Below are 23925 nucleotides of genomic sequence, written 5' to 3' on the forward strand. Positions count from 1 at the left end.
ACCCTGATCCCTGCTCGATAGTTACTCGCGAGTTAAACAACGAGTCCCAACCCCACCGTGAGTCAACCCAGCCGCACCTGAGCCAGCCGCGCCGTCGCGGGCCCCGGAGGATGTCGTGAGCGACACACAGACCCTGATCGAGAACCGTCCGCCGTCCGTGGCGGCCCTCTTCCTGGAGCGCGTGGCGGCCACACCGGAGGCCGAGGCCTACCGCCATCCCGTGCCCCCGGCCTCCGGGGAGGGCCCCGACGACTGGAAGTCGCTCAGCTGGGGCGAGGCGGCCCAGCGGGTCTACGCCATCGCCGCCGGACTCATCGAGCTGGGCCTGGAGCCGGAGCAGCGGGTCGCGCTCGCCGCCTCCACCCGGGTCGAGTGGATCCTCGCCGACCTCGGCATCATGTGCGCGGGCGGCGCCACCACCACGATCTACCCGCAGACCAACGCCGACGAGTCGGCGTTCATCCTCTCCGACTCCGACAGCCGGGTCCTGATCGCCGAGGACGCGGCCCAGCTCGCCAAGGCCGTGGAGAAGCGGGCCGAGCTGCCCGCGCTGACCAAGGTCGTCGTCATCGACCCGGCCGGCGTCGAGACCAGCGACTGGGTGACCACCCTCACCGAACTGGAGCAGCGCGGCGCCGCCTATCTCGAGAAGCACCCCGAGCTGATCAAGGAGCGGGTCGGCGCGATCACCAGCGACCAGCTCGCCACCCTGATCTACACCTCCGGCACTACCGGCCGCCCCAAGGGCGTGCGCCTGCCGCACGACAACTGGGCGTACATGGCCAAGGCGATCGCCGCGACCGGCCTGGTCAGCGGCGACGACGTGCAGTACCTGTGGCTGCCGCTGGCGCACGTCTTCGGCAAGGTGCTCACCTCCGGGCAGATCGAGGTCGGCCACGTCACCGCCGTCGACGGCCGCGTCGACAAGATCATCGAGAACCTCCCGGTGGTGCGGCCGACGTACATGGCGGCCGTGCCGCGCATCTTCGAGAAGGTCTACAACGGCGTCGCGGCCAAGGCCCGCGAGGGCGGCGCGGCCAAGTACAAGATCTTCCAGTGGGCCGCCGTGGTCGCCCGCGAGTACGCCAAGGTCTCCCAGGACAACTTCCGCCGCACCGGCGCCCACGCGGTGCCGTTCGGCCTGGCCGCCAAGCACAAGGTCGCCGACACCCTCGTCTACGGCAAGCTCCGTGAGGCCTTCGGCGGCCGGCTGCGCGCCTGCGTCTCCGGCGCCTCCGCGCTCGCCCCCGAGATCGGCTTCTTCTTCGCCGGCGCCGGCATCCACATCCTGGAGGGCTACGGCCTCACCGAGTCCTCCGCGGCCTCCTTCGTCAACCCCGGCGAGGCCTACCGCACCGGAACCGTCGGCAAGCCGCTGCCCGGCACCGAGGTCCGCATCGCCGACGACGGCGAGATCCTGCTGCGCGGCCCCGGCATCATGGACGGCTACCACCAGCAGCCCGAGAAGACCGCCGAGGTGCTGGAGTCCGACGGCTGGTTCCACACCGGCGACATCGGCGAGCTGTCCGCCGACGGCTACCTGCGCATCACCGACCGCAAGAAGGACCTCATCAAGACCTCCGGCGGCAAGTACGTGGCCCCGGCCGAGGTCGAGGGCCAGTTCAAGGCGGTGTGCCCGTACGTCTCCAACATCCTGGTGCACGGCGCCGACCGGAACTACTGCACCGCCCTCATCGCCCTCGACGAGATCGCGATCCTGCAGTGGGCCAAGGACAACGGCCTCGAAGGCAAGCCGTACGCCGAGGTGGTGGCCGCGCCGCAGACCGTCGAGATGGTCGACGGCTACGTCAAGGAGCTCAACGCGGGCCTGCAGCGCTGGCAGACCATCAAGAAGTACCGGCTGCTGCCCCGCGACCTCGACGTGGAGCACGGCGAGATCACGCCGAGCCTGAAGCTGAAGCGGCCCGTCGTGGAGCGCGAGTACAAGCACCTCATCGACGAGATGTACGCCGGGACCCGGGAGTCCTGACGCCGTCGCGGGAGGAGGCGGGGGCGGCACCGGCGGTGCGGCCCCCGCCCCTTACGACTCGCTTCGTATCCCGCCCGGAACTGACCGTCTTCCCACCCTTCGGCAGCACAGTTCTCACGCGTTGCCGCTCGCTTCGGTCACTCACCGCTTAGGCGCGCGTCCGGTCTGTCACCCTGGCCGCATGGACATGGCGGCCATACCGACGCAGCGGGAGAACGACACCCACGCACCCGTCGTGCGCGGGCACGCCGGCCTGCCCGGCAGCCCCCTCGCCCCCGGCTCCGCCCGCGCCCTGGTGCGCGCCGCGCTCGCCGAGGTCCCCGGTGCGCCCCGGCGGTTCGTCGACGACGCGATGGCCGTCGTCAGCGAACTGGTCACCAACGCCGTCGTCCACGCGGGCACCGACGTAGACGTGGACTGGCGTCTGGAGGCGACCGGCGCCTTCGTCGTCGAGGTCGGCGACCGCCACCCCTCCCGCGCCCCGCGCGATCCCGGCACCGGCGACGCCCCGTACGAGACGTCCGAGTACGGGCGCGGGCTGCGCCTGGTCGCCACCCTCGCCGAGTCCTGGGGCGTCACCTACCGCCGGGGCGCGAAAACCGTGTGGGCGCGGCTGCGGCCCGGCGGCGAGCCGCTGGACGGACCCGTCCCCGACCACGCGCTGGACGTCGCCGAGGTCCTCGCCCCGCGGCCGCAGGGCGCCGGAGGCGACCGGGACTGGCTCGGCCGGGGCGCGCTGTCCTTCCTCGCCGAGGCCTCCGACCTGCTCGCCGGGCAGCTCGACGAGAACCTGGTCGCCGCCCTCACCGGCCGGCTGATCGTGCCCCGGCTCGCCGACTGGTGCGCGGTCTGGCTGGAGGACGAGGCGACCGCGCGCGGCGGCGACGGCGGCGCGCCCGCCCGTGTCTGGGTGGACGGCGAGGACCGCGCCGAGGAACTGCACCGCGCCCTGGAGAAGGACCCGCCCCGGCCGCCGGACGGCCTGCGGCCCGACCCGGAGCCGTATCCCTGGCCCGGCGAGGCGCTCGGCGCCCCCGGCACCGCCCTCGCCTTCCGCCTCATCGCCGGCGGCCGCCCGCTCGGCACCCTGGTCCTCGGGCGGTGCGGGCAGCCCCGGTTCCCCGACGAGGTCACCGGCCTGGTGGAGGATCTGAGCCGCCGGGTGGCCCTGGCCATCGGCGCGGCCCGCCAGTACGCCCGGCAGGCCACCATCAGCGCCGTGCTGCAGCGCGGGCTGCTGCCCGGAGCGGTCGCCGAGATCCCCGGGATGAGCAGCGCCCTCGTCTACGAGCCCCGCGACAAGGGCGGCCCGAGCGGCGACTTCTACGACCTGTTCCCGGCGGGCGACGGCCGCTGGTGCTTCGCCGTGGGCGACGTCCAGGGCAAGGGGCCGGAGGCGGCCGTCGTGATCGGGCTCGCCCGGCCCTGGCTGCGCCTGCTGGCCCGCGAGGGCTACCGGGTCGCCGACGTCCTGGACCGGCTCAACCAGCTCCTCCTGGACGACGCCACCGAGGCCGCCGACGCCGCAGCCCGCGCCCTGGTCGCGGCCGGCGGCCGGCCGGTGGCCGCCGGGGACGGACCGCAGACCCGCTTCCTGTCCCTGCTCTATGGCGAGCTGACGCCCCACGCGGACGGCGGCGTCCGCTGCACCCTCGCCTCCGCCGGGCATCCGCTGCCGCTGCTGCTGCGTCCCGACGGCGAGGTGCGCACCGCCGCCCGCCCCCAGACCCTGCTCGGCGTCGTCGAGGACGAGACCTACACCAGCGAGACGGTCGAGCTGCGGCCCGGCGACAGCCTGCTGTGCGTCACCGACGGCGTCACCGAGCGGCGCTCCGGCTCCCGCCAGTTCGACGACGGCGACGGGCTCGCGCGGGCGCTGTCCGGCTGCGCGGGGCTCAGCGCCGAGGAGATCGCCGAGCGGATCCGCCGCCTCGTGCACGACTTCGGCGGCGGGCTGCCCGAGGACGACCTGGCCCTGCTGGTGCTCCAGGCGGGGTGAGTCCCGCCGTACGGGACAATGGGGGACATGCCTTCCGCACTCCCCGACGGTGAGCCCGTCCCCGACGACGGCGCACTGCCCGCCTCCGCGCTCGCCGGGGCCGCCGACCGCCCCCTCGGGTTCTACCTGCACGTCCCGTACTGCGCGACCCGCTGCGGCTACTGCGACTTCAACACGTACACCGCCACCGAGCTGCGCGGCACCGGCGGCGTGCTCGCCTCCCGGGACAACTACGCGGACACCCTGACGGACGAGGTCCGGCTGGCGCGGAAGGTCCTCGGCGACGACCCCCGCCCGGTCCGCACGGTCTTTGTGGGCGGCGGCACGCCCACCCTGCTGGCAGCCGGCGACCTGGTCCGGATGCTGGCGGCGATCCGCGACGAGTTCGGTCTCGCGCCGGACGCGGAGATCACGACCGAGGCGAACCCGGAGTCGGTCGACCCGGCGTACCTCGCCACCCTGCGCGAGGGCGGCTTCAACCGGATCTCCTTCGGCATGCAGAGCGCGCGGCAGCACGTGCTGCGGATCCTGGACCGCACGCACACCCCCGGCCGCCCCGAGGCCTGCGTGGCGGAGGCGCGGGCGGCGGGCTTCGAGCACGTCAACCTGGACCTGATCTACGGCACCCCCGGGGAGAGCGACGACGACTGGCGGGCCTCGCTGGACGCGGCCGTCGGCGCGGGCCCCGACCACGTCAGCGCGTACGCCCTGATCGTGGAGGAGGGCACCCAGCTCGCCCGCCGCATCCGCCGCGGCGAGGTCCCGATGACGGACGACGACGTCCACGCGGACCGCTACCTGATCGCCGAGGAGAGCCTGTCCGCCGCGGGCTTCGACTGGTACGAGGTCTCCAACTGGGCCACCTCCGAGGCCGGGCGCTGCCTGCACAACGAGCTGTACTGGCGGGGCGCGGACTGGTGGGGCGCGGGACCCGGGGCCCACTCGCACGTGGGCGGGGTGCGCTGGTGGAACGTCAAGCACCCGGGGGCCTACGCGGCGGCGCTGGCGTCGGGCCGGTCGCCGGGCGCGGGCCGCGAGCTGCTCATCGACGAGGACCGGCGGGTGGAGCGGATCCTGCTGGAGCTGCGGCTGCGGGAGGGCGTGCCGCTGTCCCTGCTGAAGGAAAAGGGGCTGGCGGCCGCACGTCGGGCGCTGGCGGAGGGGCTGCTCCAGGAGGAGCCGTACGACGAGGGCCGCGCCGCGCTGACCCTGCGCGGCCGCCTGCTGGCGGACGCGGTGGTACGGGACCTGGTGGACTGATCACTCCGGCGCCCGGCGCCCGGCGCCCGCGAGGGCGTCAGACCTCGCCGTCGCCCGTGACGAAGTCGATCAGTTCCTCCACCCGCCCCAGCAGCTCCGGCTCCAAATCCTTGTAGGACCGCACCCGGGACAGGATCCGCTGCCAGGCCGCGCCGGTGTTCTCCGGCCAGCCGAGGGCCCGGCACACGCCGGTCTTCCAGTCCTGGCCGCGCGGGACGCGGGGCCAGGCGGCGATGCCCAGCGAGGCCGGCTTCACCGCCTCCCAGACGTCGATGTACGGGTGGCCGACGACCAGCGCGTGCGCGCTCGTCACCGACTCGGCGATGCGCCACTCCTTGGTACCCGGCACCAGGTGGTCCACCAGGACGCCGAGGCGCGCGTCCGGGCCCGGCGCGAACTCCGCGACGATCGACGGCAGGTCGTCCACGCCCTCCAGGTACTCCACGACCACGCCCTCGACGCGCAGGTCGTCACCCCACACCTTCTCGACCAGCTCGGCGTCGTGCCGGCCCTCGACGTAGATGCGGCCGGCGCGGGCCACACGCGCGCGTGCGCCGGGGACGGCCACCGAGCCGGACGCCGTACGGGTGGCCCGCGCCGGACCCGACGGCGGCCGCACCAGGGTCACCACCCTGCCCTCCAGCAGGAATCCGCGCGGCTCCAGCGGGAACACCCGGTGCTTGCCGAAGCGGTCCTCCAGCGTCACCGTGCCCGCCTCGCAGCGGATCACCGCCCCGCAGAACCCGGAACCGGGCTCCTCCACCACGAGACCCGGCTCCGCCGCGACCTCCGGCACGGGCTGGGACTTCTTCCAGGGAGGGGTCAGATCGGCGGAGTACTGGCGCATTCGGATGACGATAGGAGAACCGGCGGGCTCGTGCTCATGACACGCCGAAACGCGCCGCCAGCTCCTCGCGTTGCCGCCGTACGAACGCCGCGTCCACCACCGCTCCGTGACCGGGCACGTACAGCGCGTCCTCGCCGCCCAGGGACAGCAGGCGGTCCAGCGCGTCCGGCCAGCGGGAGGGGACCGCGTCCGGGCCCGCCTGCGGTTCGCCGGACTCCTCCACCAGGTCGCCGCAGAAGACGACCTCGGGGTCGCCCGGCACCAGCACCGCCAGGTCGTGGGCCGTGTGGCCGGGGCCCACGTTGGCGAGCAGCGCCTGTCGTCCGTCGCCGAGGTCGAGCGTCCACTCCCCGGAGACCAGGTGCCGGGGCGACGCCAGCGCGTCCACCGCCTCGTCGGCCTCCGGCACGGGCAGGCCGTTGCGGGTCGCGTCCAGGCGCAGCTCCTCGCGCCCGTGCGCCAGCGCCGAGTCCATGCCGACCGCGGCGAACACCTCCGCCCCGGCGAAGGCGGACGCGCCGAAGACGTGGTCGAAGTGGGGGTGGGTGAGCGCGAGATGGGTCACACGGTGACCGGCGAGCCGCTGCGCCCGCTCCCGCAGCCGCGCGCCCTCGGCGAGGCTCGACCCGGCGTCCACCATCAGCGCCGTGCCCGCCCCCAGCACCAGGCCCGCGGTGCAGTCCCAGCCTGGCAGCCGGCACCGCCCGACCCCGTCGGCCAACCGCTCCCACTCCAGCTCTTCCCAAGTCACGGTCATGCCGCGACGCTAACGGTAGGACGGGGCGGGGAGGGACCGACCTTGCCCGGTGAGTACCCCACGGCCGTACACTGGCGGGGGAACGCTGGCACTCGGACACGCAGAGTGCCAGGGGGAAGATTCGAAGGGCCGGGCGAAGACATGCTGGAGGTGCGCGCGGATGCTGAGTGAACGCAGACTTCAGGTGCTGCGCGCCATCGTCCAGGACTACGTGGGCACCGAGGAGCCGGTCGGCTCCAAGGCGCTCACCGAACGGCACAACCTCGGCGTGTCACCGGCGACCGTGCGCAACGACATGGCCGCCCTGGAGGACGAGGGGTACATCGCCCAGCCGCACACCAGCGCCGGGCGCATCCCCACCGACAAGGGCTACCGGCTGTTCGTCGACAAGCTCGCCGGCGTCAAGCCGATGACCGGGCCCGAGCGGCGGGCGATCCAGAACTTCCTCGAGGGCGCCGTCGACCTCGACGACGTCGTCGCGCGGACGGTGCGGCTGCTCGCGCAGCTCACCCGGCAGGTCGCCGTCGTGCAGTACCCGTCCCTGACCCGGTCCACCGTGCGGCACGTGGAGCTGCTCTCGCTCGCCCCCGCGCGCGTGATGCTCGTGCTGATCACGGACACCGGCCGGGTCGAGCAGCGGATGGTGGACTGCCCGGCGCCGTTCGGGGAGACGGCCCTCGCCGACCTCCGGGCGAGACTCAACAGCCGGGTCGCGGGCCGCCGGTTCACCGACGTGCCGCGCCTGGTCGAGGACCTGCCGGAGGCGTTCGACCACGAGGATCGCGGTACGGTCTCCACGGTGCTCTCCACTCTGCTGGAGACACTGGTCGAGGAGAACGAGGAGCGGCTGATGATCGGCGGCACCGCCAATCTCACCCGTTTCGGACATGACTTTCCCCTCATGATCCGGCCCGTCCTGGAGGCCCTGGAGGAGCAGGTCGTGCTCCTCAAGCTCCTCGGCGAGGCGAAGGATCCGGGCGTGATGGTGCGCATCGGGCACGAGAACGCACACGAAGGACTCAACTCCACGTCCGTCGTGTCGGTCGGCTACGGTTCGGGCGGCGAGGCGGTTGCCAAGCTCGGCGTGGTCGGACCGACCCGCATGGACTACCCGGGAACGATGGGAGCGGTACGCGCAGTGGCACGGTACGTCGGACAGATCCTGGCGGAGTCGTAAGTGGCCACGGACTACTACGCCGTTCTCGGCGTGCGCCGCGACGCGTCGCAGGATGAGATCAAGAAGGCGTTCCGTCGGCTCGCGCGCGAGCTGCACCCGGACGTCAACCCCGATCCGAAGACCCAGGAGCGGTTCAAGGAGATCAACGCCGCCTACGAGGTGCTGTCGGACCCGCAGAAGAAGCAGGTCTACGACCTCGGCGGCGACCCGCTCTCCCAGTCGGGCGGCGCGGGCGCGGGCGGCTTCGGGGCCGGCGGCTTCGGCAACTTCTCCGACATCATGGACGCGTTCTTCGGCACGGCGTCGCAGCGCGGGCCGCGCTCGCGCACCCGGCGCGGCCAGGACGCGATGATCCGCATCGACGTCGAGCTGGACGAGGCGGCCTTCGGCACGACCAAGGACATCCAGGTCGACACCGCGGTCGTCTGCAACACCTGCAGCGGCGAGGGCGCGGCTCCGGGCACGACCGCCCAGACCTGTGACATGTGCCGCGGCCGCGGCGAGGTGTCGCAGGTCACCCGGTCCTTCCTGGGTCAGGTCATGACCTCCCGCCCCTGCCCCCAGTGCCAGGGCTTCGGCACGGTCGTGCCGACCCCGTGCCCGGAGTGCGCGGGCGACGGGCGGGTGCGCTCCCGCCGCACCCTCACCGTGAAGATCCCGGCCGGCGTCGACAACGGCACCCGGATCCAGCTCGCCGGCGAGGGCGAGGTCGGCCCCGGCGGCGGTCCGGCCGGCGACCTCTACGTCGAGATCCACGAGCTGCCGCACTCGACCTTCCAGCGGCGCGGCGACGACCTGCACTGCACGGTCACCATCCCGATGACCGCGGCGGCCCTCGGCACCAAGGTCCCGCTGGAGACGCTGGACGGCCTGGAGGAGGTCGACATCCGGCCGGGCACCCAGTCCGGCCAGTCGATCCCGCTGCACACCCGGGGCGTCACCCACCTGCGGGGCGGCGGCCGGGGCGACCTGATCGTCCACGTCGAGGTCACCACCCCGACCAAGCTGGATCCCGAGCAGGAGCGGCTGCTGCGCGAGCTGGCGAAGCTGCGCGGCGAGGAGCGTCCGCAGGGGCAGTTCCAGCCCGGGCAGCAGGGGCTGTTCTCGCGGCTGAAGGACGCGTTCAACGGGCGCTGAGGCGCGCCGGGTCCAGGGGGCTCCGGCCCCTTGGACCCCGCCGGGGGGCTCCCGTCCCCCGGCCCCGGGCCACGCTCTCCCACCGGCAGGACCGGCGGACCGGAAAGTGGCATGTGCCAGGAGGAAGACCCGATTCGGCGCCTCCCCCAGGACGTGACAACATGCGGGCATGTCCTCCGCGCTGACCGATCTCTTCCCCCAGCCGATCGTGCAGGCACCCATGGCGGGCGGGGTCTCCGTGCCGCAGCTCGCCGCCGCCGTGTCCGAGGCGGGCGGCCTCGGGTTCCTCGCCGCCGGGTACAAGACCGCCGACGGCATGTACCAGGAGATCAAGCAGCTGCGCGGACTCACCGGCCGGCCCTTCGGCGTGAACCTCTTCGTGCCGCAGCCCGTGTACCCCGGTGCGGGCACCGGCTCCACCGGAGCGGCCGCAGCCGCGCCCCTCGACGCGGGCGCCGTGGAGGTCTACACCCACCAGCTCGCCGGTGAGGCCGCCTGGTACGAGACCGAGCTGGGCGACCCGGACAGCGGCCGCGACGACGGCTACGACGCCAAACTCGCCGTGCTGCTCGACAACCCGGTGCCGGTCGTCTCCTTCCACTTCGGGGTCCCCACCCGCGAGGTCGTCGACTCCCTGCACCGCGCCGGGACGTTCATCCTGGCCGCCGCCACCACCCCGGAGGAGGCGCGCGCGGTCGAGCGGTCCGGGGCCGACGCGGTGATCGCGCAGGGCGTCGAGGCCGGCGGCCACCAGGGCACCCACCGGGACGTCCCCGAGAACGACGGCTCCGGCATCGGACTGCTGTCGCTGCTCACGCAGATCCGCGAGGCGGTGCGCATCCCGGTCGTCGCCGCCGGCGGCATCATGCGCGGCGACCAGATCGCCGCCGTCCTCGCGGCGGGCGCGAGCGCCGCCCAGCTCGGCACGGCGTTCCTCGCCACCCCCGAGTCCGGCGCCCACGCCCTGCACAAACAGGCGCTCACCAACCCCCTGTTCGCGCGCACCGAACTGACCCGGGCCTTCTCCGGCCGCCCGGCGCGCGGACTGGTCAACCGCTTCCTGCGCGAGCACGGCCCCTACGCCCCCGCCGCCTATCCCGAGATCCACCATGTGACGGCGCCGCTGCGCAAGGCCGCCGCCAAGGCCGGCGACGCGCAGGGCATGGCGCTGTGGGCGGGACAGGGGCATCGGCTGGCCCGGGAGCTGCCGGCCGGGCAGCTCGTCGAGGTGCTGGCGGCCGAGCTGGCCGCGGCCCGCACGGCGCTTTCGGCCGGGGGTGACGCGCGATGACCGCGCCGGTGTTCGTCGTGGACTCGCTCGAGGGCGTGGGCCCCGGCTCGGTCATCGACGTGACGGGTCCCGAGGGACGGCACGCGGTCTCGGTGCGGCGGCTGCAGCCCGGCGAGGACGTCGTGATCACCGACGGCAAGGGCCGGGGGGCGTCCGGGGTCGTCCTCAGCACCTCGGGGAAGGACCACCTGGTGGTCGAGCCCGTCGAGTTCCCGGTGGAGCCCGAGCCCCGGCCGCGCATCACCGTCGTCCAGGCCCTGCCCAAGGGCGACCGCGGTGAGCTGGCCGTGGAGATGATGACCGAGACGGGCGTCGACGCGATCGTGCCCTGGCAGGCCGCGCGCTGCATCACCCAGTGGAAGGGCGACCGCGGGCAGAAGGCGCTCGCCAAGTGGCGCGCCACCGCGCGCGAGGCCGGCAAGCAGTCCCGCCGCCTGCGCTTCCCCGAGGTCGCGGACGCCGCGACGACCAGGCAGGTCGCCGCCCTGCTCGCCGCGGCCGACTTCGCCGCCGTGCTGCACTCCGACTTCGAGCACGACAGCGCCCCCCTCGCCACCGCCCAACTGCCCGAGCAGGGCGAGATCGTGCTGGTCGTCGGACCCGAAGGCGGCGTCGCCCGGGACGAGTTGGCCCTCTTCGAGGAGGCGGGCGCCAAGCCGTGCGTGCTGGGGCCTACGGTGTTGCGCACGTCCACCGCCGGCACCGCCGCGGCGGCCCTCCTGCTGGGCCGCACCGGCCGCTGGTCCTGAAACCTGGGGGAACACCGTGGAACTCGCCCAAGTCCGGCTCCTCGTGACCGACTTCGCCGCCTGCTACCGCTTCTACGCCGACATCCTCGGCCTCAAGCCGCAGTCCGGCACCGGCGAGGGACCGTACGAGAAGTTCAGCCCGCACGCCGGGTCGGCCGGGGTCGCGCTGCAGGACCGCACCATGATGGCCGGCGTCCTGGCGGAACTGGGCGAGACCGCCACCGGCCACCGCTCCCTGGTCGTGCTGCGCGTGGACGACCTCGACGCGTACTGCGCGGAGATCACCGCCCGGGGCGCGACCGTGCTGCACGGCCCCGCCCCGATGACCGACCGCATGCGCGTGGCCCACCTCAAGGACCCGGAGGGCAACCTGGTGGAGCTCCAGGAGTGGCTCCTCCTGTGCCCCTGACGGCGCGGGGCGCGCCGGCGCGCACCGGCCGCCGCTGCCCGAACGGGTGAGTGGCCGTATGCGGCCTTCCGTCCCGGGGACGGCGGTGGCACGCTGCCCTCCATGGGGGCATCGAGGCGGATTCGGCGCCGGCCGCGGGCCGTGCGCGGTGTGGCCGTGGCAGGTCTCGTGGTGCTGGGCGCGGGCGCGGTGGTGGCGTGCCAGCCCGGGGACCTGAGTTCGGCGTCGGCCGCGTACACCACCGACAGCACCGCGACCGCCGAGCTGAAGCGGCGGCACGTGGACGTGAGTTGGCTCACCTGCACCGGTGACTACGGGAGCAGGGGCGGCGGTGCGTCCAGCGGTTCGCCCTCGCCGTCCGAGAGCACCGTCGTGACCGTCGACTGCCAGGGGCGGACCAAGGACGGGCGGGAAATCACCGTCAAGGGGAAGGTGACCCGGGCCGTCGACGGGGCCTGTGTGCGCGGCGACCTGACGGCCACCGTCGGCGGCAGGCAGGTCTTCCGCGTCAGCGGGCTCGGCGACTGCGGCGCCACCCCCGGTCCGACGTACCGGCCACCCGGCGGGCAGGGCGGGCAGCCGACCGTCACCGTGACCGTGACGCGGACCATCTGGTGTCTGGACGACCCCGGTTGCCGGCCCGTCGAGGGCAAGTGATCGGAACCGGGAGCGGGGGACGCCGGTCGCTGCGTACAGTGACGGAGTGACTCAGGCGGCTTCGACGGCATCCTCCGGCTACCTCCGATTCCCGCACCCGCACGGCGACTTGGTGACCTTCGTCGCCGAGGACGACGTCTGGCTGGCCCCGCTCGACGGCGGGCGCGCCTGGCGGATCAGCGCCGACCACGTCCCCGTGAACCACCCCCGCATCTCGCCCGACGGCACCGCCGTCGCCTGGACCTCCACCCGCGACGGCGCCCCCGAGGTGCACCTCGCCCCGGTGGACGGCGGCCCCGCCAGGCGGCTGACGCACTGGGGGAGCTGGCGCACCCAGGTGCGCGGCTGGACCCCGGACGGCGCGGTGCTCGCGCTCAGCACCCACGGCCAGGCGAGCCTGCGCCGGAGCTGGGCCCGGGCCGTCCCGCTCGACGGGGGACCGGCCACCACCCTGCCCTACGGGCCGGTCGGCGACGTCGCCCACGGCCCGCACACCGTGCTGCTGTCCGCCCCGATGGGCCGTGAGGCCGCCTGGTGGAAGCGGTACCGGGGCGGCACCGCGGGCAAGCTGTGGATCGACCGGGAGGGCGACGGCGAGTTCGTCCGGCTGCACGAGGAGCTGGACGGCAACATCGAGTACCCGCTGTGGGCCGGCGACCGGATCGCGTTCCTCTCCGACCACGAGGGCACCGGCGCGCTCTACTCCTCCCTCGCCGACGGCTCCGACCTGCGCCGGCACACCCCGCCGGCGGGTTTCTACGCCCGGCACGCCGCCACCGACGGCACCCGGGTCGTGTACTCGAGCGCCGGTGAACTCTGGGTGCTGGACGACCTCGACGGCGCCGAGCCGCGCCGGCTGGACATCCGGCTCGGCGGACCGCGCGTGGACCTCCAGCCGTTCCCGGTGAACGCCTCCCACTGGTTCGGCGCCGCCGCCCCGGACCACACCGCGCGCGGCAGCGCCGTCGCCGTGCGCGGCGCCGTGCACTGGGTCACCCACCGCTCCGGCCCCGCCCGCGCGCTCGCCGCCCAGCCCGGCGTGCGGGCCCGGCTGCCGCGCACCTTCCGCTCCGAGGGCGAGGAGTGGGTGGTGTGGGTGACGGACGCCGAGGGCGAGGACGCCCTGGAGTTCGCGCCCGCCACCGGGGCGGCGCTCGGCACGCCCCCGCGCCGGCTCGCCGCCGGGCAGCTCGGCCGCGTCCTGGAACTGGCCATGGCGCCCGACGGCAGCCGGGCCGCCGTCGCCGCGCACGACGGACGGCTGCTGCTGGTCGAGCGGGAGACCGGCGAGGTGCGCGAGGTGACCCGCAGCGAGCACGGCGACGTGCACGGCCTCGCGTTCTCGCCCGACTCCGGCTGGCTCGCCTGGGCCCACCCCGGACCGCAGCCCCTCTCCCAGCTCCGCCTCGCCAACACCACCGACCTGTCGGTCACCGAGGCGACCCCGCTGCGCTTCCAGGACTACGCGCCCGCCTTCACCCTGGACGGCAAGCACCTCGCCTTCCTCTCCAGCCGCGCCTTCGACCCGGTCTACGACGAGCACGTCTTCGACCTGGCCTTCGTGGAGGGCGTCCGCCCGCACCTGATCACCCTCGCCGCGACGACCCCGTCCCCGTTCGGGCCGCAGCGGCACGGCCGGCCCTTCGGCGCCCCCGACAAGGAGGAGACGCCGGACAGCGAGGGCGCCCCGGCGACCCGGATCGACCTCGACGGCCTCGCCGACCGCATCGTGCCCTTCCCGGTCGAGGCCGCCCGCTACTCCAACCTGCGCGCGGCCAGGGACGGGGTGCTCTGGCTGCGCCACCCGGTGCGCGGCGTCCTCGGCGCGGGCCGCGCCACGCCCGACGCCCCCGACCCCAAGACCCGGCTCGAGCGCTACGACCTCGCCCAGCAGCGCCTGGAGCACCTCGCCGCCGACGCCGACCACTTCGAGGTCAGCGGCGACGGCAGGCGGGTGCTGCTGTGGAGCGACGGCCGGCTCAGGGTGGTGCCCGCCGACCGGCACGCCCCCGACGACGAGGACGGCGACGCGAACATCCCCGTCGACCTGACCCGGATCCGGCAGACCGTCGACCCGGTCGCCGAATGGCGGCAGATGTACGACGAGACGGGCCGCATCATGCGGGACAACTTCTGGCGGGCCGACATGGGCGGCGTCGACTGGGACGGCGTCCTCGGCCGCTACCGGCCCGTCCTCGGCCGTCTCGCCACCCACGACGACCTGGTGGACCTGCTGTGGGAGGTGCAGGGCGAACTCGGCACCTCGCACGCCTACGTCACCCCGCGCGGCGGCTTCGGCGACGGCGCCCGGCAGGGGCTGCTCGGCGCGGACATCTCCCGCCACGAGGACGGCGGCTGGCGCGTCGACCGCATCCTGCCCTCGGAGACCTCCGACCCGAACGCCCGCTCCCCGCTGGCCGCGCCCGGCGTCGCCGTGCGCCCCGGGGACGCCGTCGTGGCGGTCGCCGGGCAGCCGGTCGACCCGGTGACCGGTCCCGGCCCGCTGCTGACCGGCACGGCCGGCAAGCCCGTCGAGCTGACCGTCTCGCCGGCCGGCGGCGGCGAACTGCGGCACGTGGTCGTGGTCCCGCTCGCGGACGAGGAGCCCCTGCGCTACCACGCCTGGGTCGCGGACCGCCGGGCCCACGTCCACGAGCGGTCCGGCGGCAGGCTCGGCTATCTGCACGTGCCCGACATGCAGGCGCCCGGCTGGGCCCAGATCCACCGCGACCTGCGGATCGAGGTGGCCCGCGAGGGGCTGGTCGTCGACGTCCGGGAGAACCGGGGCGGCCACACCTCCCAGCTCGTCGTGGAGAAGCTGGCCCGGCGGATCGTCGGCTGGGACCTGCCGCGCGGGATGCGGCCCGAGAGCTACCCGAGGGACGCCCCGCGCGGCCCCGTCGTCGCCGTGGCCAACGAGTTCTCCGGCTCCGACGGCGACATCGTCAACGCGGCGATCCGCGCCCTCGGCATCGGTCCCGTCGTCGGCACCCGCACCTGGGGCGGGGTCATCGGCATCGACAGCCGCTACCGCCTGGTCGACGGCACCCTGATCACCCAGCCGAAGTACGCGTTCTGGCTGGAGGGCGCCGGGTGGGGCGTGGAGAACCACGGCGTCGACCCCGACGTGGAGGTCGTGCAGCGCCCGCAGGACCATGCGGCGGGCCGGGACGTCCAGCTCGACGAGGCGATCCGGCTGGCCCTGGAGGCGCTGGCGGCGACACCCGCCAAGGTGCCGCCCGAACTGCCGTGACCGGATCGCGCGGCGGCCCCGATACGATGCCCCGGTACTGATCACCGGCGTCAGGAGGCACCCCATGGCAGGGGAACCGCAGGACGACTGCCTGTTCTGCAAGATCGTCGCGGGGGCCATCCCGGCGACGGTCGTCCGTGAGACCGGGACCACCGTCGCCTTCCGGGACATAAACCCGCAGGCCCCCACGCACGTCCTGGTGATCCCCAAGGCCCACTACAGGAACGCGGCCGAACTCGCCGCCGGCGCCCCGGGGCTCGCCGCCGACGTGCTCGCCGAGACCCAGGCCGTCGCCGACGAGGAGAAGCTGGACAGCTACCGCGTCGTCTTCAACACCGGCAGCGGCGCCGGCCAGACCGTCTGGCACGCCCACGCGCACGTCCTCGGCGGCCGTGGCCTCGAATGGCCCCCCGGATAACCGGTCATGTCCGTCCGTGAGTTCGTCGTCCTCGGCACCGCCAGCCAGGTCCCGACCCGGCACCGCAACCACAACGGCTACCTGCTGCGCTGGGACGGCGAGGGCATCCTGTTCGATCCCGGCGAGGGCACCCAGCGGCAGATGCTGCGCGCCGGGGTCGCCGCCCACGACCTGAACCGGATCTGCGTCACGCACTTCCACGGCGACCACTCCCTCGGGCTGGCCGGAGTGATCCAGCGGATCAACCTCGACCAGGTGCCGCACGAGGTGACCGCGCACTACCCGCGCTCCGGTCAGCGCTTCTTCGACCGGCTGCGGTACGCCACCGCCTACCGGGAGACGGTCCGCCTCACCGAGGCGCCGGTCGACGCCGACGGCGTCCTCGCCGCGAGCCCGTCGTACACGCTCGAGGCCCGGAAGCTGTCCCACCCCGTCGAGTCCTACGGCTACCGGCTGACCGAGCCCGACGGGCGCCGGATGCTGCCCGGCCGGCTCGCCGCGCACGGCATCGGGGGCCCGGACGTCGGCCGGCTCCAGCGCGAGGGCCGGCTCGGGGACGTGACGCTGGAGGACGTCAGCGAGGTGCGGCGCGGGCAGCGGTTCGCGTTCGTCATGGACACCCGGCTGTGCGACGGGGTGCACGCGCTCGCCGACGGATGCGACCTGCTCGTCATCGAGTCCACGTTCCTCGACGAGGACGCCGCGCTCGCGTCGGACCACGGCCATCTGACGGCGGGACAGGCGGCGGCCGTGGCACGCGACGCCGGGGCGCGGCACCTCGTCCTCACCCACTTCAGCCAGCGCTACGCGGACCCGGAGGAGTTCGAGCGGCAGGCGCGGGCCGCCGGGTTCGAGGGCGAGCTGACCGTGGCCCACGACCTGCTGCGGGTGCCGGTTCCGAAACGGAGATAAAACCCTCGTACGATGCTTTGATGCCCCTCCCCAAAGCAGAACTGCACCTGCACATCGAAGGCACCCTGGAGCCCGAGCTGGCCTTCGCGCTGGCCGCCCGCAACGGCGTCGAGCTGCCCTACGCCGGCACCGAAGAGCTCCGCGAGGCCTACCGGTTCGAGGACCTGCAGTCCTTCCTGAACCTGTACTACGAGCTGATGGCCGTCCTGCGCACCGAGCAGGACTTCGCGGACCTGGCCGACGCCTACCTCGCCCGCGCCGCCGCGCAGGGCGTCCGGCACGCGGAGATCTTCTTCGACCCGCAGGCCCACCTCGCCCGGGGAGTGGGCATGGGCACCGTGGTGGAGGGGCTGTGGCGGGCGCTCGGCCGCAGCGAGGAGAACCACGGCGTCTCCACCAGGCTCATCATGTGCTTCCTGCGCGACGAGCCCGCCGAGTCGGCGCTCGAGACCCTCGATGCGGCCCGGCCCCACCTGGACCGGATCACCGGCGTCGGCCTGGACTCCGCCGAGGTCGGCCACCCGCCGGTGAAGTTCCGCGAGGTGTTCGAGGCGGCCGCCGCGCTCGGGCTGCGCCGCGTGGCGCACGCCGGCGAGGAGGGGCCGCCGGAGTACATCACCGAGGCCCTGGACGTGCTCGGCGTGGAGCGCGTGGACCACGGCCTGCGCTGCATGGAGGACCCGGCGCTGGTCGAGCGGCTGGTCCGGGACCGCGTCCCGCTGACCCTGTGCCCGCTGTCCAACGTCCGGCTGCGCGCGGTGGACGTGCTCGCCGGGCACCCGCTGCCCGCCATGCTGGACGCCGGGCTGCGGTGCACGGTCAACTCCGACGACCCCGCCTACTTCGGCGGGTACGCCGGCGACAACTTCGACGCGGTGCGCGCGGAGCTGGGCCTCGGCGACGAACGCCTGCGGGAGCTGGCCCGCAACTCCTTCCTCGCCTCCTTCCTGGAGGACGACGAGGAGCGCCGGGCCCGCTACCTCGCCGAGGTGGAGGCGTACGAGTTCGGATAGGCGGCGGCGGTGTCGTACGCCCCCTGCGCGGCTGGGACCGGAGCCTCCACGTGGATCTCCACCACCGGCAGCGGCAGCCGGCCCGCGCGCAGCGCGACCAGCGTCATCGGCACCGCGATCGCCAGCAGACCGGCGGCCAGGATCTGGCCCATGACCGGGAAGCCCGCCCCGGCCGCGAGCACGCTCCCGGTCAGCGGGCCCGCCGCCGTCCCCAGGGACGCCGCCGAGCCGACCAGCACCGCCCAGCGGCCCCGCGGGTCCAGGGACGCGGCCAGGCCGATGACGTAGGACAGCACGACCGGGTAGAGCAGGTTCCAGGAGATCTCGCCGGCCGCGAAGGCGGTCAGGCCGTCCGCCGAGGCGCTGAGCGCGATGCAGCCCGCGATGAGCGCCGTACCCGCGCCGATCGGCACCGCCCGGCCGAGCCGCGGCCCGAGCGCCCCGGCGCCCAGCACGCCGACCAGTCCGGCGCCGAGCGCGACGGCGAACACCGCGCCGACGGTGACCTCGGTCAGATGGGCCTGGCCGAGGCCGATGCGCCCGCTGACGCCCCACAGCGCGTTCTGCGCCAGCGACCAGCAGGGCATGGCCGCGGCGAGCAGCAGTCCGGCCCGCCGGTGGGGCAGCCGGGCGCCCGGTCCGGCCGGCCGGCGGGCGGGGGCGGTGGCGCCGGACAGCCGGCCGGTGAACGGCCACACCGCGAGCGCGGTCAGGGCGATCGCGGCGAGCGGCAGGCCGTGGCCGGGGCCGAGGTGGGGGATCGTCAGATACAGGGCGCCGGCCAGCGCGGAGACGCCGAGCAGGCCGAAGGTGGTGGCCCGGTGCGGGTCCCGGTGGGCGGCGATGCCACTGGCCGCGACCGCCGTGACGGTGCCGGAGCCGAAGCCGCCGAGCAGCGCGCCCACGACGACGGCCGGCACGGCCTCGCTGAGCGCGGCCCCGCCGTAGCCGAGGAAGGCGAGCGTGAGGCCGAGGCGGGCCAGCGTGCGGGCGCCGGCCCGCTCGACGCGGGAGGCCAGCAGGAAGCCGGCGGCCGCCGAACTCAGCAGCAGGGCACTGCCGATGGCGCCGGCCTGGGTGGTGGTGAGCGGAAGCCCGGTGTCCAGCCGGCCGACGGTGGTCGGCAGCAGATACGGGGCGAGATACCCGGCCGTGAAAAGGGCGACGAGGGGCCAGGGCATGGAGCGGGGGGCGGACACGGGCGTTCCCAGGGCAGGCGAAGGAGCGGCTCGAGAGCCGGGGGAGAGGGGAGGGCGACGGCCGTCGACGGACGGGAACGCGCGAGCAAGTTGTATCAAGCACGCGGTTCCAGAAGTAGACCGGGTGAAGTGATCTGGATCACTCCTGTGTTTGGTCCGGATGATCTCGGGTAGACGCGCTCGCTCCGACGGGTCGAGCTGCCCGCCGGACCGGCGTGCCACTGGCGTGAAGTGGTGCACACTGGCCAGATCCGCACCAGCTCAGGGAGCGCACCGTGACCCCGTCCCGCCCGGTCGCCGGAGAGGAACCCGAACACCTCACACAGGCGGCGCGCCGCCAGGTCCAGGTCGACCCGCTCGCCGCCCTCCGCGCATCCGGCGACCCGCCCTGGGACGTGTACCTGACGGGCACCGTCTTCCTCGACATCGTCTTCACCGGCCTGGACTCGGCGCCCGTGCGCGGCACCGAGTCGTGGGCCCGGGGGATGGGCTCCAGCCCCGGCGGCGTCGCCAACATGGCCACCGCGCTCGCCCGGCTCGGCCTGCGGACCTCCCTCGCGGCGGCGTTCGGCGACGACCACTACGGCGAGTACTGCTGGAACACCCTCGCCCAGGGCGAGGGCATCGACCTCGCGCCCTCCCGGACCGTGCCCGGCTGGCACTCGCCGGTCACCGTCTCCATGGCGTACGAGGGGGAGCGCACGATGGTCTCCCACGGCCACGAACCGCCCCCGGAGGAACCGGCGCCGGACTTCCCGCCCCGCGCCCGGGCCGCCGTCGCCTCCCTGGCCCCGGGCAAGCGCGCCCCCTGGATCGCGGAGGCCGCCCGCGCGGGCACCCGGATCTTCGCCGACGTCGGCTGGGACGAGACCGGGGCCTGGGACCTGGCCGGGCTTCCCGATCTCGGGCACTGCGAGGCGTTCCTGCCCAACGCGGCGGAGGCGATGCGCTACACGGGGGCCGACTGCCCGCGCGCGGCCGCGCACGCGCTGACCGAGCACGTCCCGGTGGCCGTCGTGACCCTGGGCGCGGAGGGCGCGTACGCCGTGGACCGGCGCACCGGGGAGAGCGCGGAGGTCCCGGCGATCGCGGTGGAGGCGCTGGATCCCACCGGGGCCGGTGACGTCTTCGTGGCCGGGTTCGTCACGGGCACCCTGGCCGGCTGGCCGCTCGCCGACCGGCTCGCGCTCGCGGGGCTCACCGCGGCCCTGTCCGTGCAGGAGTTCGGGGGCTCGCTGTCGGCGCCGGGATGGTCCGAGATCGGGGCCTGGTGGCGCCGCGTCCAGTCGGTGCCGGGCCAGAGCCCCGAGGCGCTGCGCCGGTACGGCTTCCTCGACGGCCTCGTGCCCGAGGAGCTGGACCGGCCGTGGCCGCTGCGCCGGGCGGTGCCGACGCTGGGGTTCGGGCGTTCGGCCTGACGGTCCGGGGGCCCGCCCGCGAAGCCGCCCGTCCGGTGGAAAAACCCTGCGGCGTTGTCGGTGGCCCGTCGTACTCTGGACAGTGCGAGGCCGCCCTCAGCTGCGCGGCCGTGACGAGGAGGAACCGCAGGCCTTAAGCGCCGGCCCATGACTCAGACACCCCAAGCTCACATCCCCGCGCGGGAGCAGGCGCGAGCACAGCTCACCGTCCCCGCCCAGCACCCCATGGTGACCGTGCTGGGTTCCGGCGACTCCCTCCTGCGCGTGATCGAGAAGGCCTTCCCGGCAGCCGACATACATGTCCGGGGCAATGAGATCAGCGCGGTCGGCGAACCCGCGGACGTCGCCCTGATCTCGCGCGTGTTCGACGAGATGATGCTGGTGCTCCGCACCGGGCAGCCGATGACGGAGGACGCAGTGGAACGCTCGATCGCCATGCTCAAGGCGAGCGAGAACGGGACGAGCGACGGCCCGGAGACCCCGGCCGAGGTACTGACGCAGAACATCCTGTCCTCGCGCGGCCGGACCATCCGGCCCAAGACGCTCAACCAGAAGCGGTACGTCGACGCGATCGACAAGCACACGATCGTCTTCGGCATCGGCCCCGCCGGTACCGGCAAGACCTACCTGGCCATGGCCAAGGCGGTCCAGGCCCTGCAGTCCAAGCAGGTGAACCGGATCATCCTGACCCGTCCGGCGGTGGAGGCGGGCGAGCGGCTCGGCTTCCTGCCCGGCACGCTCTACGAGAAGATCGACCCCTACCTGCGCCCGCTGTACGACGCGCTGCACGACATGCTCGACCCGGACTCGATCCCGCGCCTGATGGCGGCCGGGACCATCGAGGTCGCGCCGCTGGCGTACATGCGCGGCCGTACGCTCAACGACGCCTTCATCATCCTGGACGAGGCCCAGAACACCTCGCCCGAGCAGATGAAGATGTTCCTCACCCGGCTCGGCTTCGACTCGAAGATCGTGATCACCGGTGACGTCACCCAGGTCGACCTGCCGAACGGCACCAAGAGCGGTCTGCGGCAGGTGCAGGAGATCCTGGAAGGCGTCGAGGACGTCCACTTCTCCCGGCTGTCGTCGCAGGATGTCGTACGGCACAAGCTAGTGGGCCGTATCGTCGACGCGTACGAGATGTACGACAGCAAGCACGGCACCGAGAACGGCACCCACCAGGGCGGCCGTGGCAGGCCCGGCGCCAAGGGTTCCAAGGGGAAGTAGACCAGCACGCCCATGTCGATCGACGTCAACAACGAGTCCGGTACCGAGGTCGACGAGCAGGCGATCCTCGACATCGCCCGCTACGCGCTCGCGCGGATGCGCATCCACCCGCTCTCCGAGCTCTCGGTGATCGTCGTGGACGCCGACGCCATGGAGCAGCTGCACATCCAGTGGATGGACCTGCCCGGGCCCACCGATGTCATGTCGTTCCCGATGGACGAGCTGCGGCCGCCGTCGAAGGACGACGACGAGCCGCCGCAGGGGCTGCTCGGCGACATCGTGCTGTGCCCGGAGGTCGCCAAGAAGCAGGGCGACGAGGCGCCGACGCAGCACTCCATGGACGAGGAGCTCCAGCTGCTCACCGTCCACGGCGTGCTGCACCTGCTGGGCTACGACCATGAGGAACCCGACGAGAAGGCCGAGATGTTCGGCCTCCAGGCCGCCATCGTGGATGGGTGGCGGTCCGAGCGCGGGCTGACCGGGCCGTCCCCGGCGCCGACCGTCTCGTAGGCGCGGGTCGGTCCACAGATGAGTCCGCAGATCGTGATCGGCGCGATCGCGCTGGTCGTCGTCGCCTGGCTGGCCGCCTGCGCCGAGGCGGGCGTCGCGCGCGTCTCCAGCTTCCGGGCCGAGGAGGCCGTGAAGTCCGGCCGGCGCGGCAGCGCCCGGCTGGCCCAGGTCGCCGCCGACCCCACCCGCTACCTGAACGTGGCCCTGCTGGTCCGCGTCGCCTGCGAGATGGCGGCCGCGGCCCTGGTGACGTACGCCTGCCTGCAGGAGTTCGACGCCACCTGGCAGGCCCTGCTGGTCGCCATCGGCGTCATGGTGCTGGTGTCGTACGTCGCCGTCGGCGTCTCACCGCGCACCATCGGCCGCCAGCACCCGCTCAACACCGCGACGGCGGCCGCGTACGTGCTGCTGCCGCTGGCCCGGATCATGGGCCCGATCCCCTCGCTGCTGATCCTCATCGGCAACGCGCTCACCCCCGGCAAGGGCTTCCGCCGCGGCCCCTTCGCCTCCGAGGCCGAGCTGCGCGCGATGGTGGACCTCGCCGAGAAGGAGTCGCTGATCGAGGACGAGGAGCGCCGCATGGTGCACTCGGTCTTCGAACTCGGCGACACCCTGGTGCGCGAGGTGATGGTGCCGCGCACCGACCTGGTGGTCATCGAGCGCTACAAGACCATCCGGCAGGCGCTCACCCTCGCCCTGCGCTCCGGCTTCTCCCGCATCCCGGTCACCGGCGAGAGCGAGGACGACATCGTCGGCATCGTGTACCTGAAGGACCTGGTCCGCAAGACGCACATCAGCCGCGACGCCGAGAACGACCTGGTGTCCACCGCCATGCGCCCCGCCGTCTTCGTGCCCGACACCAAGAACGCCGGCGACCTGCTGCGCGAGATGCAGAAGGAGCGCAACCACGTCGCCGTCGTCATCGACGAGTACGGCGGCACCGCGGGCATCGTCACCATCGAGGACATCCTCGAGGAGATCGTCGGCGAGATCACCGACGAGTACGACCGGGAACTCCCGCCCGTGGAGGACCTCGGCGACGACCGGTACCGGGTCACCGCCCGCCTGGACATCACCGACCTCGGCGAGCTGTACGGCCTGGAGGAGTACGACGACGAGGACGTGGAGACCGTCGGCGGGCTGCTCGCCAAGGCGCTCGGCCGCGTCCCCATCGCCGGCGCGTCCGCCGAGGTCGAGCTCCCCGACGAGCGCCGGCTGCGGCTGACCGCGGAGGCGGCGGCCGGCCGCCGGAACAAGATCGTGACGGTGCTGGTGGAGCCGGCCGGCAAGCCCGCCGAGGAGGGGACGCCCGAGTGACCCCCGGGGAGCTGCGCGACCTCTGCCTGTCCTTCAACGCGGTCGTGGAGGACTTCCCGTTCAACCCGGAGACCTCCGTGTTCAAGGTCCTCGGCAAGATGTTCGCCCTGACGAACCTGGGCGCGCGGCCCCTGACGGTGAACCTCAAGTGCGACCCGGAGGACGCGGTCCGGCTGCGCGCGGAGCACGAGGGGCTGATCGTCCCCGGCTGGCACATGAACAAGCGCCACTGGAACACCGTGACCGTCGACGGCCCGCTCCCGGACCGTCAGGTCCGGGAGCTGGTCGAGGACTCCTACGACCTCGTCGTCGCGGGGCTGCCGAGGGCGGAGCGGCTGCGGCTTGACCGGCCGTAATCGCCTTGCCCCGGCCCGGTGACGTCGTG

General features: G+C 73.8%; 21 protein-coding genes. 18 read left to right on the forward strand and 3 right to left on the reverse strand.

The window, feature by feature from the left end; translation table 11 throughout:
• Positions 1 to 115 precede the first annotated feature (115 nt).
• The 3 genes from ACFYU0_RS10765 (at position 116) to hemW (ending at position 5249) form a co-directional block, all read left to right on the forward strand.
• Positions 116 to 1990: an AMP-dependent synthetase/ligase gene (locus tag ACFYU0_RS10765; RefSeq protein WP_351659471.1), complete on the forward strand. Its 1875-nt coding sequence runs from the start codon at positions 116 to 118 to the stop codon at positions 1988 to 1990.
• Between the two features lie 187 nt (positions 1991 to 2177).
• Positions 2178 to 3989, forward strand: a complete 1812-nt coding sequence (locus ACFYU0_RS10770; protein ID WP_351660173.1) for a SpoIIE family protein phosphatase — start codon at positions 2178 to 2180, stop codon at positions 3987 to 3989.
• 27 nt (positions 3990 to 4016) lie between these two features.
• Positions 4017 to 5249 carry a radical SAM family heme chaperone HemW gene (gene hemW / locus ACFYU0_RS10775; protein WP_351659474.1) on the forward strand — a complete coding sequence of 411 codons (1233 nt, stop codon included), beginning with the start codon at positions 4017 to 4019 and terminating at the stop codon, positions 5247 to 5249.
• 37 nt (positions 5250 to 5286) lie between these two features.
• On the opposite strand, the gene ACFYU0_RS10780 is transcribed toward hemW, so the two are convergent.
• Together ACFYU0_RS10780 and ACFYU0_RS10785 are read right to left on the reverse strand one after the other, a co-directional pair.
• Positions 5287 to 6096: a DUF3097 domain-containing protein gene (locus ACFYU0_RS10780; RefSeq protein ID WP_389299575.1), complete on the reverse strand. Its 810-nt coding sequence runs from the start codon at positions 6094 to 6096 to the stop codon at positions 5287 to 5289.
• A 34-nt stretch (positions 6097 to 6130) separates the two neighbouring features.
• Positions 6131 to 6853 (reverse strand): MBL fold metallo-hydrolase, encoded by a 723-nt coding sequence (locus tag ACFYU0_RS10785; protein WP_389299577.1) that lies wholly within the window; start codon positions 6851 to 6853, stop codon positions 6131 to 6133.
• A 160-nt stretch (positions 6854 to 7013) separates the two neighbouring features.
• On the opposite strand from ACFYU0_RS10785, the gene hrcA reads away from it, so the two are divergent.
• From hrcA to ACFYU0_RS10835, 10 genes are all read left to right on the forward strand, one after another.
• Positions 7014 to 8030 (forward strand): heat-inducible transcriptional repressor HrcA, encoded by a 1017-nt coding sequence (gene hrcA / locus ACFYU0_RS10790; protein WP_389299580.1) that lies wholly within the window; start codon positions 7014 to 7016, stop codon positions 8028 to 8030.
• Positions 8031 to 9167 (forward strand): molecular chaperone DnaJ, encoded by a 1137-nt coding sequence (dnaJ, locus tag ACFYU0_RS10795; protein WP_351659486.1) that lies wholly within the window; start codon positions 8031 to 8033, stop codon positions 9165 to 9167. It begins immediately after the preceding gene.
• A 169-nt stretch (positions 9168 to 9336) separates the two neighbouring features.
• Positions 9337 to 10458 carry a nitronate monooxygenase gene (locus tag ACFYU0_RS10800; protein ID WP_351659489.1) on the forward strand — a complete coding sequence of 374 codons (1122 nt, stop codon included), beginning with the start codon at positions 9337 to 9339 and terminating at the stop codon, positions 10456 to 10458.
• Positions 10455 to 11207: a 16S rRNA (uracil(1498)-N(3))-methyltransferase gene (locus ACFYU0_RS10805; protein ID WP_351659492.1), complete on the forward strand. Its 753-nt coding sequence runs from the start codon at positions 10455 to 10457 to the stop codon at positions 11205 to 11207. Before ACFYU0_RS10800 ends, ACFYU0_RS10805 begins: the two co-directional genes overlap by 4 nt.
• 16 nt (positions 11208 to 11223) lie before the next feature.
• Complete coding sequence (locus tag ACFYU0_RS10810) at positions 11224 to 11616, forward strand: VOC family protein (RefSeq protein WP_389299584.1); 393 nt, start codon at positions 11224 to 11226, stop codon at positions 11614 to 11616.
• Positions 11617 to 11718: 102 nt separating this feature from the next.
• Entirely contained in the window at positions 11719 to 12273 is a 555-nt protein-coding gene (locus tag ACFYU0_RS10815) for a hypothetical protein (protein ID WP_351659498.1), read from the forward strand.
• A gap of 46 nt (positions 12274 to 12319) precedes the next feature.
• Positions 12320 to 15526 (forward strand): S41 family peptidase, encoded by a 3207-nt coding sequence (locus ACFYU0_RS10820; RefSeq protein ID WP_389299587.1) that lies wholly within the window; start codon positions 12320 to 12322, stop codon positions 15524 to 15526.
• 64 nt (positions 15527 to 15590) lie between these two features.
• Entirely contained in the window at positions 15591 to 15944 is a 354-nt protein-coding gene (locus ACFYU0_RS10825) for a histidine triad nucleotide-binding protein (RefSeq protein WP_389299589.1), read from the forward strand.
• A gap of 6 nt (positions 15945 to 15950) precedes the next feature.
• Entirely contained in the window at positions 15951 to 16856 is a 906-nt protein-coding gene (locus ACFYU0_RS10830; RefSeq protein WP_389299590.1) for a ribonuclease Z, read from the forward strand.
• Positions 16857 to 16876: 20 nt separating this feature from the next.
• Positions 16877 to 17869: an adenosine deaminase gene (locus tag ACFYU0_RS10835; protein ID WP_389299592.1), complete on the forward strand. Its 993-nt coding sequence runs from the start codon at positions 16877 to 16879 to the stop codon at positions 17867 to 17869.
• On the opposite strand, the gene ACFYU0_RS10840 is transcribed toward ACFYU0_RS10835, so the two are convergent.
• Positions 17833 to 19068 carry an MFS transporter gene (locus ACFYU0_RS10840; protein ID WP_389299595.1) on the reverse strand — a complete coding sequence of 412 codons (1236 nt, stop codon included), beginning with the start codon at positions 19066 to 19068 and terminating at the stop codon, positions 17833 to 17835. The two genes, ACFYU0_RS10835 and ACFYU0_RS10840, sit on opposite strands and share 37 nt — an antisense overlap.
• Positions 19069 to 19343: 275 nt before the next feature.
• Between ACFYU0_RS10840 and ACFYU0_RS10845 the strand changes: the two genes are divergently transcribed.
• The 5 genes from ACFYU0_RS10845 (at position 19344) to ACFYU0_RS10865 (ending at position 23896) form a co-directional block, all read left to right on the forward strand.
• A complete protein-coding gene (locus ACFYU0_RS10845) occupies positions 19344 to 20486 on the forward strand; it encodes a PfkB family carbohydrate kinase (RefSeq protein WP_351659513.1) in 1143 nt (380 codons plus the stop codon).
• Positions 20487 to 20633: 147 nt separating this feature from the next.
• Positions 20634 to 21713 carry a PhoH family protein gene (locus ACFYU0_RS10850; protein WP_351659516.1) on the forward strand — a complete coding sequence of 360 codons (1080 nt, stop codon included), beginning with the start codon at positions 20634 to 20636 and terminating at the stop codon, positions 21711 to 21713.
• A gap of 12 nt (positions 21714 to 21725) precedes the next feature.
• Positions 21726 to 22223 carry an rRNA maturation RNase YbeY gene (gene ybeY, locus ACFYU0_RS10855; protein WP_365123631.1) on the forward strand — a complete coding sequence of 166 codons (498 nt, stop codon included), beginning with the start codon at positions 21726 to 21728 and terminating at the stop codon, positions 22221 to 22223.
• 18 nt (positions 22224 to 22241) lie between these two features.
• The gene (locus ACFYU0_RS10860; protein WP_351659522.1) at positions 22242 to 23540 is read left to right on the forward strand and encodes a hemolysin family protein; all 1299 of its coding nucleotides are present in this window, start codon (positions 22242 to 22244) and stop codon (positions 23538 to 23540) included.
• Entirely contained in the window at positions 23537 to 23896 is a 360-nt protein-coding gene (locus tag ACFYU0_RS10865) for an MmcQ/YjbR family DNA-binding protein (RefSeq protein WP_351659525.1), read from the forward strand. Before ACFYU0_RS10860 ends, ACFYU0_RS10865 begins: the two co-directional genes overlap by 4 nt.
• Positions 23897 to 23925: the final 29 nt, after the last annotated feature.

The sequence above is a fragment of the Streptomyces sp. NPDC003720 genome (assembly GCF_042875075.1).
Lineage (GTDB): Bacteria > Actinomycetota > Actinomycetes > Streptomycetales > Streptomycetaceae > Streptomyces.

Coding starts and splice junctions, on each gene's coding strand:
- ACFYU0_RS10825 (WP_389299589.1), top strand. CDS start 15,591: ATGGCAGGGGAACCGCAGGACGACTGCCTGTTCTGCAAGATCGTCGCG.
- ACFYU0_RS10780 (WP_389299575.1), bottom strand. CDS start 6,096: ATGCGCCAGTACTCCGCCGATCTGACCCCTCCCTGGAAGAAGTCCCAG.
- ACFYU0_RS10800 (WP_351659489.1), top strand. CDS start 9,337: ATGTCCTCCGCGCTGACCGATCTCTTCCCCCAGCCGATCGTGCAGGCA.
- ACFYU0_RS10785 (WP_389299577.1), bottom strand. CDS start 6,853: ATGACCGTGACTTGGGAAGAGCTGGAGTGGGAGCGGTTGGCCGACGGG.
- ACFYU0_RS10815 (WP_351659498.1), top strand. CDS start 11,719: ATGGGGGCATCGAGGCGGATTCGGCGCCGGCCGCGGGCCGTGCGCGGT.
- ACFYU0_RS10770 (WP_351660173.1), top strand. CDS start 2,178: ATGGCGGCCATACCGACGCAGCGGGAGAACGACACCCACGCACCCGTC.
- ACFYU0_RS10830 (WP_389299590.1), top strand. CDS start 15,951: ATGTCCGTCCGTGAGTTCGTCGTCCTCGGCACCGCCAGCCAGGTCCCG.
- ACFYU0_RS10850 (WP_351659516.1), top strand. CDS start 20,634: ATGACTCAGACACCCCAAGCTCACATCCCCGCGCGGGAGCAGGCGCGA.
- hrcA (WP_389299580.1), top strand. CDS start 7,014: ATGCTGAGTGAACGCAGACTTCAGGTGCTGCGCGCCATCGTCCAGGAC.
- hemW (WP_351659474.1), top strand. CDS start 4,017: ATGCCTTCCGCACTCCCCGACGGTGAGCCCGTCCCCGACGACGGCGCA.
- ACFYU0_RS10835 (WP_389299592.1), top strand. CDS start 16,877: ATGCCCCTCCCCAAAGCAGAACTGCACCTGCACATCGAAGGCACCCTG.
- ybeY (WP_365123631.1), top strand. CDS start 21,726: ATGTCGATCGACGTCAACAACGAGTCCGGTACCGAGGTCGACGAGCAG.
- ACFYU0_RS10860 (WP_351659522.1), top strand. CDS start 22,242: ATGAGTCCGCAGATCGTGATCGGCGCGATCGCGCTGGTCGTCGTCGCC.
- ACFYU0_RS10805 (WP_351659492.1), top strand. CDS start 10,455: ATGACCGCGCCGGTGTTCGTCGTGGACTCGCTCGAGGGCGTGGGCCCC.